Annotated in this window: 15 protein-coding genes; 7 read left to right on the top strand and 8 right to left on the bottom strand. The window is 72.3% G+C overall.

What is annotated here, in order from left to right:
• Window positions 1–2: 2 nt before the first annotated feature.
• A complete protein-coding gene (locus AB0E07_RS01920) occupies window positions 3–2,048 on the bottom strand; it encodes a bifunctional glycosyltransferase 87/phosphatase PAP2 family protein (RefSeq protein ID WP_362245324.1) in 2,046 nt (681 codons plus the stop codon).
• Between the two features lie 449 nt (window positions 2,049–2,497).
• Here AB0E07_RS01920 and AB0E07_RS01925 point away from each other — a divergent pair, with 449 nt between their 5' ends.
• Both AB0E07_RS01925 and AB0E07_RS01930 read left to right on the top strand, forming a co-directional pair.
• Window positions 2,498–3,559 (top strand): DUF2330 domain-containing protein, encoded by a 1,062-nt coding sequence (locus AB0E07_RS01925; RefSeq protein WP_362245326.1) that lies wholly within the window; start codon window positions 2,498–2,500, stop codon window positions 3,557–3,559.
• A gap of 47 nt (window positions 3,560–3,606) precedes the next feature.
• Window positions 3,607–4,278, top strand: coding sequence for an O-methyltransferase (locus AB0E07_RS01930; RefSeq protein WP_362245328.1), 672 nt, complete (start codon window positions 3,607–3,609; stop codon window positions 4,276–4,278).
• An 81-nt stretch (window positions 4,279–4,359) separates the two neighbouring features.
• Here AB0E07_RS01930 and AB0E07_RS01935 read toward each other — a convergent pair whose 3' ends face one another.
• Window positions 4,360–4,752: a hypothetical protein gene (locus AB0E07_RS01935; protein ID WP_362245330.1), complete on the bottom strand. Its 393-nt coding sequence runs from the start codon at window positions 4,750–4,752 to the stop codon at window positions 4,360–4,362.
• Between the two features lie 80 nt (window positions 4,753–4,832).
• On the opposite strand from AB0E07_RS01935, the gene AB0E07_RS01940 reads away from it, so the two are divergent.
• A complete protein-coding gene (locus tag AB0E07_RS01940; protein WP_362245332.1) occupies window positions 4,833–5,252 on the top strand; it encodes a DUF1992 domain-containing protein in 420 nt (139 codons plus the stop codon).
• A gap of 19 nt (window positions 5,253–5,271) precedes the next feature.
• On the opposite strand, the gene AB0E07_RS01945 is transcribed toward AB0E07_RS01940, so the two are convergent.
• Both AB0E07_RS01945 and AB0E07_RS01950 read right to left on the bottom strand, forming a co-directional pair.
• Window positions 5,272–6,042, bottom strand: a complete 771-nt coding sequence (locus AB0E07_RS01945; RefSeq protein WP_362245334.1) for a hypothetical protein — start codon at window positions 6,040–6,042, stop codon at window positions 5,272–5,274.
• A gap of 5 nt (window positions 6,043–6,047) precedes the next feature.
• Complete coding sequence (locus tag AB0E07_RS01950; RefSeq protein WP_362245336.1) at window positions 6,048–6,623, bottom strand: hypothetical protein; 576 nt, start codon at window positions 6,621–6,623, stop codon at window positions 6,048–6,050.
• Between the two features lie 106 nt (window positions 6,624–6,729).
• Between AB0E07_RS01950 and AB0E07_RS01955 the strand changes: the two genes are divergently transcribed.
• Window positions 6,730–7,221: a GNAT family N-acetyltransferase gene (locus AB0E07_RS01955; protein ID WP_362245338.1), complete on the top strand. Its 492-nt coding sequence runs from the start codon at window positions 6,730–6,732 to the stop codon at window positions 7,219–7,221.
• Here AB0E07_RS01955 and AB0E07_RS01960 read toward each other — a convergent pair.
• Window positions 7,214–9,250 carry a DHA2 family efflux MFS transporter permease subunit gene (locus tag AB0E07_RS01960; protein ID WP_362245340.1) on the bottom strand — a complete coding sequence of 679 codons (2,037 nt, stop codon included), beginning with the start codon at window positions 9,248–9,250 and terminating at the stop codon, window positions 7,214–7,216. The genes AB0E07_RS01955 and AB0E07_RS01960 overlap by 8 nt on opposite strands.
• A 208-nt stretch (window positions 9,251–9,458) precedes the next feature.
• Here AB0E07_RS01960 and AB0E07_RS01965 point away from each other — a divergent pair, with 208 nt between their 5' ends.
• Complete coding sequence (locus tag AB0E07_RS01965; RefSeq protein ID WP_362245342.1) at window positions 9,459–10,421, top strand: peptidoglycan-binding protein; 963 nt, start codon at window positions 9,459–9,461, stop codon at window positions 10,419–10,421.
• Between the two features lie 46 nt (window positions 10,422–10,467).
• Here AB0E07_RS01965 and AB0E07_RS01970 read toward each other — a convergent pair whose 3' ends face one another.
• From AB0E07_RS01970 to AB0E07_RS01980, 3 genes are all read right to left on the bottom strand, one after another.
• Window positions 10,468–10,950: a hypothetical protein gene (locus AB0E07_RS01970; protein WP_362245343.1), complete on the bottom strand. Its 483-nt coding sequence runs from the start codon at window positions 10,948–10,950 to the stop codon at window positions 10,468–10,470.
• A gap of 118 nt (window positions 10,951–11,068) precedes the next feature.
• A complete protein-coding gene (locus AB0E07_RS01975) occupies window positions 11,069–11,734 on the bottom strand; it encodes an HAD family hydrolase (RefSeq protein ID WP_362245345.1) in 666 nt (221 codons plus the stop codon).
• 169 nt (window positions 11,735–11,903) lie between these two features.
• The gene (locus tag AB0E07_RS01980) at window positions 11,904–12,485 is read right to left on the bottom strand and encodes a TMEM165/GDT1 family protein (protein WP_362245347.1); all 582 of its coding nucleotides are present in this window, start codon (window positions 12,483–12,485) and stop codon (window positions 11,904–11,906) included.
• A 352-nt stretch (window positions 12,486–12,837) separates the two neighbouring features.
• Between AB0E07_RS01980 and AB0E07_RS01985 the strand changes: the two genes are divergently transcribed.
• Window positions 12,838–13,482 carry an HNH endonuclease family protein gene (locus AB0E07_RS01985; RefSeq protein WP_362245349.1) on the top strand — a complete coding sequence of 215 codons (645 nt, stop codon included), beginning with the start codon at window positions 12,838–12,840 and terminating at the stop codon, window positions 13,480–13,482.
• Between the two features lie 110 nt (window positions 13,483–13,592).
• The gene (locus tag AB0E07_RS01990) at window positions 13,593–15,236 is read left to right on the top strand and encodes an alkaline phosphatase D family protein (protein ID WP_362245749.1); all 1,644 of its coding nucleotides are present in this window, start codon (window positions 13,593–13,595) and stop codon (window positions 15,234–15,236) included.
• The last annotated feature ends 89 nt before the right edge of the window (window positions 15,237–15,325 follow it).

Here is a 15,325-nt window from a genome sequence, read left to right on the forward strand (position 1 = left end):
AATCAGCTCGGCGCGCGGTCCTTCACCGGCTCCCGCGCGCCGCTGACCGCCGCCTCCCGCGTCAGGCGGGCCCGCGGGCCCTGGAGCAGGTAGGTCAGCCCGAAGCCGGCGCCGACGACGACGGCGCCGCCGAGGGCGTCCAGCACCCAGTGGTTGCCGGTGACGACGATCGAGGTGAGCGTGAAGGCGGGGTGGAGCAGACCGAGCGCCTTCATCCAGGCCCTCGGCGCCACGATCGCGATGACCAGGCCGCACCACAGCGACCAGCCGAAGTGCAGCGAGGGCATCGCCGCGTACTGGTTGGTCAGCGCGGTGAGGGTGCCGTAGTCCGGCTGGGAGAAGTCCTGGACGCCGTGGACCGTGTCGATGATCCCGAGTCCGGGCATCAGGCGCGGCGGGGCCAGCGGGTAGAGCCAGAAGCCGACCAGGGCGAACAGGGTGGCGAAGCCGAGGGCGGAGCGTGCCCAGCGGTAGTCGACGGGGCGGCGCCAGTAGAGCAGGCCGAGCACGGTCAGCGGGACCACGAAGTGGAACGACGTGTAGTAGAAGTCGAAGAAGTCCCGCAGGAAGCCGACCTTCACCACGGCGTGGTTCAGCGTGTGCTCGATGTCGATGTGCAGCAGGCGTTCGAGGTCGAGGATCTGCTGTCCGTGCTCCTCCGCCCGCTCGCGCCCGGCCGAGTTGCTGCCTCCGGTCGCGGCGAGGCGGACCTTGGCGTAGGCGGCGTAGCCGACCCGGATGAGCAGCAGCTCCAGCAGCAGGTTCGGGCGGGTCAGCGCCCGGCGCAGGAACGGCAGCAGCGGGACGTACTTGAACCGGGTGGGGACGGGGTCGGCGTACCGGGTCGGGATCGGGGACCGGTAGTGGGGCGAGGTGCGGGAGAGGAACGGTACGAAGGTGGCGGCGGCCAGCGCGGCCAGCAGGACGAGGTTGTCCCGCAGCGGGTACAGCGTCGCCATGTTCGGCAGCATCATCTTCGCCGGGAGGGACATCACCAGCACCACGGCGACGGGCCACAGCGGACGGTCCCGCTCCTTCTTCCCGACCCGGCCGACCACCGTGAGCAGCACCCAGAGCAGCTGGTGCTGCCAGGCGGTGGGCGAGGCGACTATGGCGGCGCAGCCGGTGACGGCGACGGCGAGGAGCAGCTGGCCGTCCCGGGCGTAGCGCACCGCCCGGCGCAGGCCGAGGACGGCCACGGCGGCGGCGAGCGTCAGGAACAGGCCGATCTCCAGCGGACCCTCCAGGCCCAGCCGGAGCAGGGCGCCGTGCAGCGACTGGTTGGCCGCCGCGTCGGCCGGCCCGCCGAGCCCGGCCCCGCCGATGTGGTGCACCCAGTAGGTGTACGAGTCGTGCGGCATGGCCGCCCAGGCGAGCAGCGTGGCCCCGGCGAAGGTGGCCCCGGAGGTGGTGGCGGCCCGTCTGCGCCCGGTGCACCACAGCAGCGGGGCGAAGAGCAGCAGCGTCGGCTGGAGGGCGGCCGCGACACCGATGAGCACCCCGCTCGCCCGCTGCCCGCGTACGGCGAAGCAGCCGAGCAGGACGAGCAGGACCGGGATGATGCTGGTCTGCCCGAGCCAGAAGCTGTTGCGCACGGGCAGCGACAGCATGAGCAGGCTGACCGCGACGGGCGCGGCGATCAGGGAAGTCCGCCGGCTCACCGGCTGGGGCAGCGCGCGGGCGGCGACCAGACCGAGGGCGACGACCAGGAGCAGGGTGCCGAAGGTCCAGCCCCAGCCGAGGGCCTGCTCGGCGGACCTGGTCAGGGGCTTCAGCACAAGTCCCCCGAAAGGGGTACCGGTGAACTGCGTGGAGTCGTAGAGCGAGCCGTTGACGTGGAGGACGCCGTCGGGGCCGACCCAGGTCTCCAGAGCGGTCAGGCGCTCTCCGCTGGGGGTGCCGAGGACGACGGCGACCTGACGTACGGCGAGGATCGCGGCGAGAAGCCACAGGCCGACGCGGGCCGCGCGCAGGCGCGCTCCGGCCGCGCCGACGGCCGTCGCTCCGAAGGCATCCGCCGGTCGTCCGCTGTGCTCCGCATTCGCCACGCCTGGTCGGCCTCCCGCCCCGTCCGTCCCACGCGCGAGGCGCGGGAAGATCCCTTTTGCGAACCCTATGAGGCTTGCACCACCCCGGGGAGAGACGCAGGCAACCCCCGATTCACCTGACGTCCTCTCTCCTTTTGTCCGAATGACGATAGTCCGGGGCCGGATCCTTCGCTTCGCGGGGCGTGCGTGGGGCGCGAGTTCGATCACAATGCGGAACGCCGCCCACCGGTACGGGCGGCCGCCCGTACCGTCTGAGACCTGACGGGGGCGGTCGGCGGAAGGCTTCGGTGGTGGGACTCCTGCGTTTCCTGCGACTCCGGGGGTTACCGCTCCGGGGGATACGGCTGCGGGGGATACCGCTCCGGGGGATACGGCTGCGGGGGATACCGCTCCGGTGGCTGCGACTCCGGACGCTGCCGCCGCGGCGGACGGGGGCGCGGGTCGCGGTCGTGGGGCTGGCCCTGGTGGCCGCCCAGGCCGGCGGGATCCTCGCCCCGGCCCACGCGTGCGGCTGCGGGGCGGTGATCCCGGCGGCCGGGCAGCGCGTGACGGTGGACCGGGAGGAGTCCCTGGTCCGCTGGGACGGACGGCGGCAGCAGACCGTGCTGCGGCTGACCGTCACCGGGGACGCGGAGCGGGCCGCGTGGATCATGCCGGTGCCCAGCAGGGCGACCGTGCGACTCGGCGACCCGGCCCTCTTCGACGCGCTGCACGCGCTCACCGCGCCGGTGAGCCGGGAGCGGTACCACTTCTGGCCGCAGGACGGCGACTGGCCGCTGGTCAGCGGCCATGACGAGCGTTCCGGGCCACCGCCGGGCGGGCGGGGCGGGCGGCCGGTGGGCGTGGTGGGGCGGCAGCGGCTCGGCCCCTTCGAGGTGGCCCGGCTGACCGCGACCGACCCCGGCGCCCTGGACGGCTGGCTGGAGCGCAACGGCTTCGCCCTCCCGCCCCGGCTGCCGGACACCCTGCGGCCGTACGTGGAGCGCCGCTGGGAGTACGTGGCGGTGCGGCTGAGCCCCGAGCACGCCGGCGACCGGCTCGACGGCGACCTGGACCCCCTCCACCTGAGCTTCGACGCGGCCGAGCCGGTCTACCCGATGCGGCTGTCCCGGCTGGCCCCGGCCCCGCAGTCGCTCGGCCTGTACGTCCTCGCCGCGCACCGTATGGAACCGGCCTCCCGGATCGGCGGGGAGCGACCCCGGGTGACGTACGCCGGACGGGTGGGCGACACGTCGGGGCCGCTGGGGGAACTGGCGGCCGGGGCGCCGTACCTGACCGCGATCGGCCAGGAGTTCCCGTACCCGGAGCGGATCTCGGGCGATCATCTGCTGCGCCGGGCCGCGACCGACGACCCCTTCCGGCAGGTCATCCACGAGGACCGGCTGCGGACGGTGGCGGGCGTTCCGGTCTGGCTGCCGACCGCGGCGGGCGCGCTGGCGGCGGGCGTCGCGGCCGTGTCGGCGTTCCTCGTACGCCGCTCACGGTGGCCGGTGGGCGACTATATTCCTTAGCAACACTACTTAGCTGCTCTAACTAGCCATATGAAAGGCACAGGTACATGAGCGAGTCGCAACTCTGGGACGCCGTCGACGACTACTTCTCCTCCCACCTCTCCCCCGAGGACGAGGCGCTCCGGGCGGCCGTGCGCGACAGCGAGACGGCGGACCTCCCGCAGGCCGCGGTGACCGCCCCGCAGGGCAAGCTCCTCCAACTGCTGGCGCAGACCCAGGGCGCCCGCACCATCCTGGAGATCGGCACCCTCGGCGGCTACAGCACCATCTGGCTGGCCCGCGCGCTGCCCGCCGACGGCCGCCTGATCTCGCTGGAGTACAGCCCCGTGCACGCCGAGGTCGCCACCCGCAACATCGCCCGCGCGGGTCTGGACAAGGTGGTCGAGGTGCGGGTGGGCGCGGCTCTCGACTCCCTCCCCCAGCTCGCCGACGAGAACCCGGCCCCCTTCGACCTGGTCTTCATCGACGCGGACAAGGCGAACAACCCGCACTACGTGGAGTGGGCGCTCCGGCTCACCAGCGCGGGCAGCCTGATCATCGTGGACAACGTGGTGCGCGGCGGCCGGGTGACCGACGCCGCCGCGAACGCCCCGGACGTCCAGGGCACGCGGGCGGCCATCGAACTCCTCGGCAGCCACCCGCGCCTGAGCGCCACCGCGATCCAGACGGTGGGCAGCAAGGGCTACGACGGCTTCGCGCTGGCGCGGGTGCTCGCGTAGGCCGGGGCCCGGAACCGGGTGCGGGCCCGAGTCCCGGTGCGGGCCCGGGTCCCGGTGCGGGCCCGGGTCCGGCTCCGGGCGTCAGACCTCGTGGTAGAAGCCGACGTTGACGCTGCGCGGCGCGGTGCGGTCGTGGACGACGATCTCCCCGCTGCCACCCCTGGGCAGCGGGGCCGTGCCGCCGTAGGCGAGGGACTGGACGTGCCCGCCGACGGTGAGACGCACCTCGGAGGACGGGTCGGGCTGCGAACCGCGCAGCCAGGTCACCTGCCAGGTGCCGTCCGGGCCGCACAGGAACTCCAGGTGCACACGGGAGACGAACAGCCAGTCGTCGGGGGTGCTCAGCCGGCAGACGGACTTGTCCCGGCCCACGCGCAGCACGGCGCCCGGCTCGCTGGGCGCGTCGGCCATGAGCATGCCGGCCGTGGCACCCTCCTCCGCCGCGGTGACGGCGGCCATGGTGAGTTCGAGCACGGGCGTTCCTCCTGAAGTGTCCTTACTCAGCGGCCGCATGATAAATCGCCCGGCCCGACCCTGTCCGGCACAATGGAGCCATGACCGAGCGAAAGCCACCGGGGGTCCCGTTCGAGTCCTGGGTGGACAAGCAGATCCGCGACGCGGAGCGGCGGGGCGAGTTCGACCAACTGCCGGGCGCCGGGCAGCCGTTGCCCCCGGGCACGGACACCTCGTACGACGAACTGTGGTGGATCAGGCAGAAGATGGCCCGCGAGGGGCTCTCGGTGCTGCCGCCGACCCTCGCGCTGCGCAAGGAGGCGGAGGACGCCCTGGAGGCGGCGCTGAAGGCGCCCACGGAACGACTGGTCCGGAAGATCGTCACGGACGTCAACGTCAAGATCCGGGACATGATGTTCAGGCCGCCGCCCGGCCCCCCGCTGGGGATGAAGCCGTACGACGTGGAAGACGTGGTACGGCGCTGGCGGGAGGCCGGGCGGCCGGGAACCTCGGAGGAGTAGCAGGCGGTGCCCGCACCCCTCACACGTGCAGCAGACGGTCGGCCAGCTCCCGGTAGTCGCGCAGGGCGAGCCGGAGCCGCTCGGTGTCGGAGGCCGTCTGGTCGTGCCAGGAGCCGCGCAGGGTGTCACGCCGCTGGTGCAGCGCCTCGGTGACCCGCCCGGCCAGTTCCTCCAGCAGCTGGTCGGCCTCCTCGACGGCGGCGCGCGGCGCGTCGATGAACCCGGACAGCGCGCCCTGGAGGCGCAGGTCCAGCTTGTCGGACTCCTCGCGGGACAGCAGGGGCTTGGTGCCCGCGTCGTGGGCCTTGTCGGGGCTCTTCCGGTGGGCGTCGCCCGCGTGCGGCTCGCTGTCGTGCGGCTTGCTGTCGTGCGGCTTGCTCTCGTGCGGCTTGCTCGCGGGAGGCCTGCTCTCGTCGGCGGACCTGCCGACCGGGGCCGGGCGCTCGGTGCGGCCCTGCGGGGAGTCCGGCAGCGGCACGGGTGCGGGGGCCGCCGGGGGCGGCGGCGGAGGTGCCGCGGGGTCGGCCCCCTTGGCCGTGCCCGTGGTGCCGGTGGTGGCGCCGAGCCCTGTGCTCCGGCCGCCGTCCACGACGGGCGCGTGGTCCGCGGCCCGGCCGCCGCCGGCCTTCTTGTCGCCCTGGACGCCCTTGTCGGCCCTGTCGCCCCTGTCTGCGTCGGCCGTCCTGCCGTAGTCGGGGGTCGTCGGCGGCGTCGGGGCGGTCGGGGTCCTGCCGTCACCGACGGGCTTGTCGGTACCCGTCGTCCTGCCGTTGGTGTTCTCGTCGGGCATGTCGCTCAACTCCCCTTGTGCAGCGCGGGTTCACGGGACGATTCAAAGCCGACGAGCTCCTTGAAGAGCCCTCGGGCCTCCACGATGGCGGCCCGCATCTCCTCGGTGTCGGCACCGTTGGACTCGGCCGAGGCCCGGTGCACGCGCCGGTAGCCGTCGACGTGACGCGGGTGGTGGACGGAGAGCGCGGCGAGCTGCTCCTCGCGCTGACCGCCCTCGGGGAAACCCCGCTCGACGGCCAGTTCGGCCAGCAGCCGGTCGGCCTCGCGGAGGGACTCCTCCGGCGACTCGACGAAGCGCGCCTGGGCCTCGGCCCAGCGCTCCTTGTACTCCTGCCGGCGCTCGGGCTCCAACGGGCGTTCCTTCAGCGACCCGTGACGCTCCACCAGCTCGCCCAGCTCCCGCTCGGCGGCCTTGGCGTCACCGTTGTGGCGGGCGACCGCCAGCTCGTACTCGGGCCCGAAGCGCCGCTTGAGGCTCCGGCCCCGCTGCGGGCCCTTGGCCCGCAGACCGGGGACGGCCGCGACGACGACAGCGGCCACCACGATCACAATCAAAGCGATGATCAGGCCTGTGGACATGGATGCCTTCCGGTCTCGACCCAACCGGCCCTCCGTGCGAACCGGTACGAGACACCGGGTTGCCCCACCGGACACCCTCAAACGGGGCGGTACGAGAATGGCGGACATGACCTGGACCGTCTCACCCGAACCGCCGGACTCCCCTGCCGCCGGGGCGCTCTGGCGGGAGTACTACACCGAGGTCAGCGACCGGTACTACCTCATGCACGAAGGGCGTCGTACCGATCCGGAAGAACTGGAGCGCGAGATCTCGGCCCGGACCTGGGGCGAACTCGCCTCCCCGGCAGGCCGGTTACTCGTGGCCCGCTGGGCCGGAGAGGCGGCGGGGACCGCGGGAGTGCACCTGCTGACCGCCGAAACCGCCGAACTGAAGCGGGTGTTCGTACGCGAGTCGCTGCGCGGCAAGGGCGGCGCGGTGCTTCTCGTGCAAGCCGCCGAGGAGGCCGCCCGTGCCCTGGGAGCCACTCGCCTGGTCCTGGACACCCGGAGCGACCTGACGGAGGCCCGCGCCCTGTACGCCCGGCTCGGCTACACGGAGACCGGCCCGCACAACAACGATGCCTACGCCGAGCACTGGTTCCGCAAGGAGCTCAAGTAATCCGCCCCGTCGAGTCGTCGTGGGGCTGTTCGCGGTCCGAGCCGCAGAGTTCGGTGTTGAGTTCCTTGACCAGCTGGGTCAGGTCCGTCGGGCGGTCCGGGCCCCACCAGTCGCCCAGCAGTTCGGCGAGCGAGTCCTCGCGCGCCTGGGCGAGCCGGTGCGCCACCTCGCGGCCCTCCTCGGTCAGGACCAGGTCCAGGCCCTCCCGGGTGGCCAGCCGGCGCTCCTCGACCTGACGGGCCGCGTCGAGGATCACCTGGAGCGGCACGGTGCTGCGCTCGGCGAGCCCGCCGGGTTCCACCCAGCCGTACTTGTTGATGCGCAGCAGCAGCCAGCTCGCGCCGGGGAGGAGGTCGTAGCCCGCCCGCTCGGTGATCTTCACGTAGATCTCGCGGCGGCCCTCCCGGGTGCCCAGCACCGACAGCGCCCGGCACACCTCGTCGTAGGACGACCGCTCCACCGGGTTGCTGGCCAGCGTCTCGGTGATGTCGGGCGCGGTGACCGAGCCGCGCAGCTTGTCCTCCCTGAGGAACCAGGCGAGGACGAAGCCGAGGAGGGCGACGGGGGCGGCGTAGAGGAAGACGTCCGTGATGGAGGTGGCGTACGCCTCGATCACGGTCGGCTGGAGCGAGCCGGGCAGTTCGGAGATGCCCCGCGGGTCCGCCTCCAGCGCGTCCACGGTGACGCCGGCGGGCAGTTCGACGCCGCGGAAGGCGTCGGCGAGCTTGTCGTCGAGGCGGGAGGCGAAGACCGTGCCGAAGATGGCGACGCCGAAGGACGCGCCGATGGACCGGAAGAAGGTCGCGCCCGAGGTGGCGACGCCCAGGTCCTCGTAGCCCACGGCGTTCTGCACGATCAGCACGAGCACCTGCATGACCAGTCCGAGGCCCAGGCCGAAGACGAAGAAGCACAGGCTCATCACGAAGGTGGAGCTGTCCACGTCCAGGCGGTGGAGCAGCAGCAGTCCGAGCGTGGTCACACCGGTGCCCGCGATCGGGAACACCTTCCAGCGGCCGGTGCGGCTGACGATCTGCCCGGAGGCGGTCGACGCCAGCAGCAGCCCCAGCACCATCGGCAGCATGTGCACACCGGACATGGTGGGTGTCACGCCCTGCACGACCTGGAGGAACGTCGGCAGGTAGGTCATCGCCCCGAACATCGCGAACCCGACGATGAAGCTGATGACGGCGGACAGGGTGAAGGTGCGGATGCGGAACAGCTTGAGCGGCAGCACGGGTTCGGCGGCCCGCCGCTCCACCGCCACGAAGGCGACGGCGAGTACGGCGCCGAGGACGGCGAGTCCCACGATCTGCGGTGAGGCCCAGTCCCAGGTTGTGCCGCCGAGCGAGGCGACCAGGACCAGGCAGGTGGCGACCGAGGCGATCAGGAAGGTGCCGAGGTAGTCGATGACATGCCGCTCGGTGCGGCGCGGGATGTGCAGCGCGGTGGCGATGACGACGAGGGCGACGACACCGAGGGGCAGGTTGACGTAGAAGACCCAACGCCAGCTCAGGTGCTGGGTGAACAGTCCGCCGAGCAGCGGACCGAGCACGCTCGTGGTGCCGAACACGGCGCCGAACAGGCCTTGGTAGCGCCCGCGTTCGCGGGGTGGGACGAGGTCGCCCACGATGGCCATCGACAGCACCATCAGCCCGCCGCCGCCGAGCCCCTGGAGCGCCCGGAAGCCGATGAGCTGCGGCATGTCCTGGGCCATGCCGCACAGCGCCGAGCCGATCAGAAAGATCACGATGGCGATCTGGAACAGCCGTTTGCGTCCGTACTGGTCGCCGAGCTTCCCCCACAGCGGGGTGGCGGCGGTGGAGGCCAGCAGATAGGCGGTGACGACCCACGACAGGTGCTCCATGCCGCCCAGGTCGCTGACGATGGTCGGCAGCGCCGTGGAGACGATGGTCTGGTCGAGCGCGGCGAGCAGCATCCCGAGCAGCAGGGCGCCGATCGGGACGAGGACGTTGCCGGGCACGTTCTCCCGGACCACGGTCCCGTGCCGTGCGTGGGTATCCCCGGCCATGTGCGGTCCTCCCGGCCTCCCGAGGCTCAATGCAACTTCCATCGTGGGTGGTGTGGCCGGTTATGGCCTGTTGAGTCCCGCCGGGATCCGGACCGCCGGCGGACTTCGGGGCGACTTCGGGGGGCGCGTCGCCGCGGCTGTGAAGGAAATCTGCATAATCTCTGGAGTTCGCGAGGGGAGTCGCGACGCGAGGGGAGGGTCGAACGACATGACAGGACCGAAGGACCACGCCTGCCCGGAGTGCGGGACGCCGCGCGGTGCCGACAACACTCCGTCCTGCTCCTGCACGGAACGGGCGTCGGAGGCCCTGCGCGACGCGCGTGAGGCCCAGGCAGCGGCGGCGGAGGACTTCGACCCGCTGCGCATACGCCCGTACGTGGAGCTGGACGGCGGCGGGGAGCCGGAACCGGCGGCGCCCGCCGTGCCGGACGCCGGGGAGACGATGCCGTTGCGCATCCCGCCGATCCCGCCGGTGCCGCAGACGCCGGAGCCGAGCGCCACCGACATCCGCCTCTTCGAGGCCCCGCGCCCGGACGCGGCCCCGGCAGCCCCGGAACCGCCGGCGGAGGAACCCGCGCGGGGCCGCCGCAGGACGCTGCTGCTGGGCGCGGCGGCGGCCGCGGTGATCGTGGTGGTGGGCGCGGCCGGCATGGCCAGCGGCCTGTTCGGCTACGAGACCCCAACGCGGGACACGTCCCGCCCGGAGGCCGTACGGGCGAGCGTCCCTGACACGTCCCCCAGCCCTACGACGGCACAGGCGTCCTCCGCGTCCCCGTCCCCGTCGGCCTCCAGCGCGTCCCCCTCACCCTCCGTGAGCGAGTCCCCCTCGGCGTCGAGCGCGTCCCCGTCCGCCTCGGCCTCCGCGTCCCCGTCCCCGTCCAAGACCTCCACCCCGGCCCGCGCCTCGGACGCCCCGCCCGCGCAGGAGGAAGAGGAGGAGCCGGAACCCGTGGTCCTCCGCCGCGGCGACTCGGGCCCCGAGGTGGAGGAACTCCAGCTCCGCCTGCGCCAGCTCTGGCTCTACAACAACGACATCAACGGCGACTTCACCGAGGGCGTCGAGGACGCCCTGCGCAACTACCAGTGGAGCCGCGGCCTGGACCGCGACAACCTGGGCGTCTACACGGCAGAAACCAGGGCAAGCCTGGAATCGGAGACGTCGGAACCGTAGCCGGATCCCGACCCCGTCCCCGGCCCCGGCGGGACCCCGCGCCCCATCAGGAGGGCCGACGATCGTCGGTGACCTTCCGCGCCGCCGCGGCGACCAGCACGCCCAGGGCGGCGAACACCACCACGGCGGGATTGATCCAGGAGGGGACTGCGGCCGGGTAGCCGCCCTCCTCGCCGGTGCGGCAGGTGAAGCGGAGCGGCAGATAGCTGTGCTCGTACCCGCTGACCATGAACGCGGCCGCCTCCCCGCCGGCCCGGGTGCACGCCTCGCGCATAGTGAGGTCCTCCATGGCCAGCACGTGCAGCACGCCCCAGAGGTAGACACCGAGGGCCGCGCACGCACACAACGCGGCCCCGCACCTGATCCACACCCGCCGATCGCCGGGATCACGACGAGCCAGGGACGAGCCGACGTACACGAACAGCCCGACCAGCACCAACAGCCCGCAGACGACCACGAAGAACACCGCGATCTGGTCGAACCCCCCGGACGAGGAGAAGGGCGAGGCAAGCACCGGGCCAGGAGTCATCGCATCATCCTGCTGTACTCACGGGCGGAGCCGAGCCCCTTCCGAGCACGGGAAGCACCCCGAGCGGGGGTCCCGGCGCGGCCGTCCCTGGGGGCGGCAAGGACAGGGGCGACCCCCCTCACCCCACGTGCAGCCGCACAACCCCGTCCGCCAGCGCCTCCACCCGTACCCGGGAAAGGTCGCGGACCAGGACGTCGGGGCTGTGGAAGCCGGCCTGGGGGCCTACGCCCACCACTCGCATTCCGGCCGCCCGGCCCGCCTGGATGCCGGCGCCCGAGTCCTCGAAGACGACGCAGTCCGCCGGCTCGATCCCCAGTTCGGCGGCGCCCTTCAGGAAGCCCTCGGGGTCGGGCTTGCTCGCCCCCACGGACTCCGCCGTCACCCGGACGTCCGGCAGCGGCAGCCCCGCCGCGGCCATCCGCGCGGTGGACAGCGCGACGTCCGCCGAGGTCACCAGCGCGTGCGGCACGGACCCCGTCCGCAGCGCGGCGAGGAACTCCCCCGCTCCGGGGATCTCGACGACGCCGTCCATGTCGGCCGTCTCCTCGGCGAGCATCCGCGCGTTCTCGGCGTGGTTCTGCGCCATCGGCCGGGCGGGCAGCAGCAGCGCCATCGACGCGTACCCCTGCCGCCCGTGCACGACCTTCATGACCTCGTCCCCGTTCAGCCCGTGCCGGTCGGCCCAGCGACGCCAGATCCGTTCCACGACGGCGTGCGAGTCGACGAGGGTGCCGTCCATGTCCAGCAGGAGGGCGCGGGCGGTGAGTGAGACGGTGGCCGTCATCGGCAGCTCCAAAGCGCGGGGGGGTTGACAAGGTGGTCCCGCCCGCCGGTCAGGGAGAACAGGCGGGATCCACTTTGTTTCTCTACGGTACAAAACAGTTCCATGATCCCGCCACCGCCTCCGGGAAACGTTCATCCCCCGTTCAGACGGGCCGCCGGCCGACCGGCGCTCAGCCGGCGACCGCCTCCCACAGGCTCCACACCCCGAGCGCGAGCATCAGCAGCGCCGCGATCTGCGTGATCAGCTTCAGCGGCACCCGCTTCATCAGCGCCTTCCCGCCGACGATGCCGAGCCCGGCGACCGCCCAGAGCGCGAGCACCGCGCCGAGGCCGACGGAGAGCGGGTCGTCGTAGCGGGCCGCGAGGTTCGCCGTCATGATCTGCGTCAGATCACCGAACTCGGCGACGAGGATCAGCATGAACCCCGCCCCGGACACCTTCCAGAAGGACTGGTTCTCCGGCTTGCGGATCTCCTCCTCGCCCTCGTCCTTCTTCATCAGCAGCACGGCCGCGCCACCGAGGAACAGCACACCCGTCAGCGCGTGCAGCAACTGCTGCGGCAGCAGGGTCAGCACACTGCCCGCCGCGACGGCGAGCGCGACATGGAGGGCGAAGGCGGCGGCGACGCCGGCGAAGACGTAGGAGGCGCGGTAGCGGGTGCCGAGGACGAGCCCCGCGAGTGCCGTCTTGTCGGGCAGTTCCGCGAGAAAGACGACGCCGAACACGAGCGCCGTCACACTGAAGCTGATCAAGGTTCCTCAATCGGTCGGGCTGCCCCACCGAGAGTGCGTCACCGCGAAAAAAGACACCTCGGCACGGCAGCGCACGGTCAATGCACTGCTTGCCGAAGGTCTCGCTGGCGCGACCTCTGACGAGGTCGGCCTCCGGGCGCCGGCTCAGACGAGCTGAGCAGTATGTCGACGGTCCGGCGAAGAGCTACTCCCCTTCTGCGCCCCCGAGTGTACGTGAATGTTTCTTCATGAACCTTGTCATGTCATGCACGCGTCATTAACTTCTCACGCAACGCACACCCCGCGGCAACACGGCGCCGCGAGCATTCCCACGCCCGCATCGCCAACACCCCCACACCCCAAGGGAGTTCGCATGTCGAAGTTCTACGCGCGTCGACGCCTGAGCATACTCGCCGCCTTCACCGGGCTCATAGCCTCCGTCGGCCTTTTCAACGGACCGGCCGCCTCCGCCGCCCTCCCCACCCCGGTCAGCGCCGCCACCGCCCGCACCTACCTCGCCTCGCTCACCGTGGCGACCGAGGACCGCACCGGTTACAACCGCGACCTGTTCAACCACTGGATCACCATCTCCGGCACCTGCAACACCCGTGAGACGGTCCTCAAGCGCGACGGCTCGGGCGTCGTCACCGACTCCGCCTGTGCCTCGACCAGCGGCAGCTGGTACTCCCCGTACGACGGCGCCACCTGGACCGCCGCCTCCGACGTCGACATCGACCACCTCGTACCGCTGGCCGAGGCCTGGGACTCCGGCGCCGACGGCTGGACCAGCTCCAAGCGCCAGTCCTTCGCCAACGACCTCACCCGCCCGCAGCTCATCGCGGTCACCGACAACGTCAACCAGGCCAAGGGCGACCAGGACCCGGCCACCTGGATGCCGTCCCGCACCGCCTACCGCTGCACCTACGTCCGCGCCTGGGTCCAGGTGAAGTACTACTACGGCCTCTCCGTGGACACCGCCGAGAAGAGCGCGCTCACCAGCTACCTGAACGCGTGCTGACGGAAGTCTGACGGAAGACCGACGGAAGACAGATCGAAGAAGGCTCCGGAACCTCCCCAACGCCCTCCGTCGTTCCGTACCGTACGGGGCGACGGAGGGGAGTGATCGCTGTGGCGGAACTGCGCCTGGGACCACTGCTGAGATACGCCGACGGCTCGTCCGCGACCGTGTGGGTCGAGACGAGCCGTCCGTGCGCCGCCGAGGTGCGCGGCGCGGCGGGCGCGCACGGCGGGACCCGCACCTTCCAGGTCGCCGGGCACCACTACGCGCTCGTCGAGGTGACCGGACTCACCCCGGCCACCAGCCAGGCGTACGAGGTCTTCCTCGACGGCGCCCGGGTGTGGCCGCCGCCCGACTCCCCGTTCCCGCCCTCGGTGATCCGCACCCCGGCCGCCGAGGACACCGTCCGGGTCGCCTTCGGCTCCTGCCGCTGGGCCGCGCCGCCGGACGGCGGCCACGACCCGGTCGGCCCGGACGCCCTGGACACCCTCGCCTCCCGGATCGCGGCCGACCCCGACGGCGAGCGCCCCGACGTCCTGCTGCTCCTGGGCGACCAGGTCTACGCCGACGAGGTCTCCGAGGACACCCGCCGCTGGCTCGCCGCCCGCCGCGACCTCGGCGAGCCGCCGGGCGCGGAGGTGGCGGACTACGAGGAGTACACCCGGCTGTACTACGAGTCGTGGCTCGACCCCGAGGTGCGCTGGCTGCTCTCCACCGTGCCCAGCTGCATGATCTTCGACGATCACGACGTCATCGACGACTGGAACACCTCCGCCGCCTGGCTCGCCGACATGCGGGCCACCCCGTGGTGGCGCGAGCGCCTGCTGAGCGGTCTGATGTCGTACTGGGTCCACCAGCACCTGGGCAACCTCACCCCGGCCGAGCTGGCCGCCGACCCGCTCTACGCCGCCGTACGCGAAACCCCGGACGGCACCGACGAGTTGCGCGCCTTCGCCTGCCGCGCCGACGCCGAACCCGCCACCGTGCGCTGGAGCTACCGGCGCGACTTCGGCCGGGTCCGGCTGCTGATGATCGACACCCGGGCGGCCCGCGTCCTGGAGGAGGACCGGCGCGCGATGATCGACCCCGAGGAGGCCGCCTGGCTGCGCGCGCAGGTGCACGACGGCCGGGGCTCCTACGACCATCTGCTCCTCGGCACCTCGCTGCCCTGGCTGCTGCCGCACCTGGTGCACGACGCCGAGGCGTGGGACGCGGCGCTGTGCCGGGGCGATCGGGGCGAGCGCTGGGCGCGGTTCGGGGAACGGCTGCGGCGCGCGGCGGACCTGGAGCACTGGGCGGCCTTCCCGGCCTCGTTCGAGGCACTGGCCGAGGCGATCCGGCAGGCGGGCTCCGGGCCGGGGGCGCCGGCGACGGTCTGCGTGCTGTCGGGGGACGTCCATCACGCGTATGTCGCCGAGCCCACCTGGCCGGACGGCGACGGTCCCGAGGCGCGCGTCCTCCAGCTCACCTGCTCCCCGGTCCACAACTCCATTCCGCGCTACATCCGGCTCGGCTTCCGGTTCGGCTGGAGCGCGCTCGCGCGGGCCCTCGGCCGGCGTGTCGCGGGGCACGGCGGAGTGCCCCGGCCGCGGATCGACTGGCGGCGCACGGGCGGGCCCTGGTTCGGCAACCAGCTGATGACGCTGGTACTGCGCGGACGTTCGGCCACACTGCGACTGGAGCAGGCCGACCCGGTGAAGGGCGGCGGGGCACGACTGAGGACGGTCGTGGAGTCGGAACTCAGCCGGCGATAAGCCCCCTTCGGGGAATTGGCACACAAGTCGTAGGGAGTACCCCCGACATCGGTGACGCATCTCACACTCCCGCCGACCCGGCCCCGGAA

It is taken from the genome of Streptomyces sp. NPDC048002 (assembly GCF_040653275.1).
GTDB lineage: Bacteria > Actinomycetota > Actinomycetes > Streptomycetales > Streptomycetaceae > Streptomyces.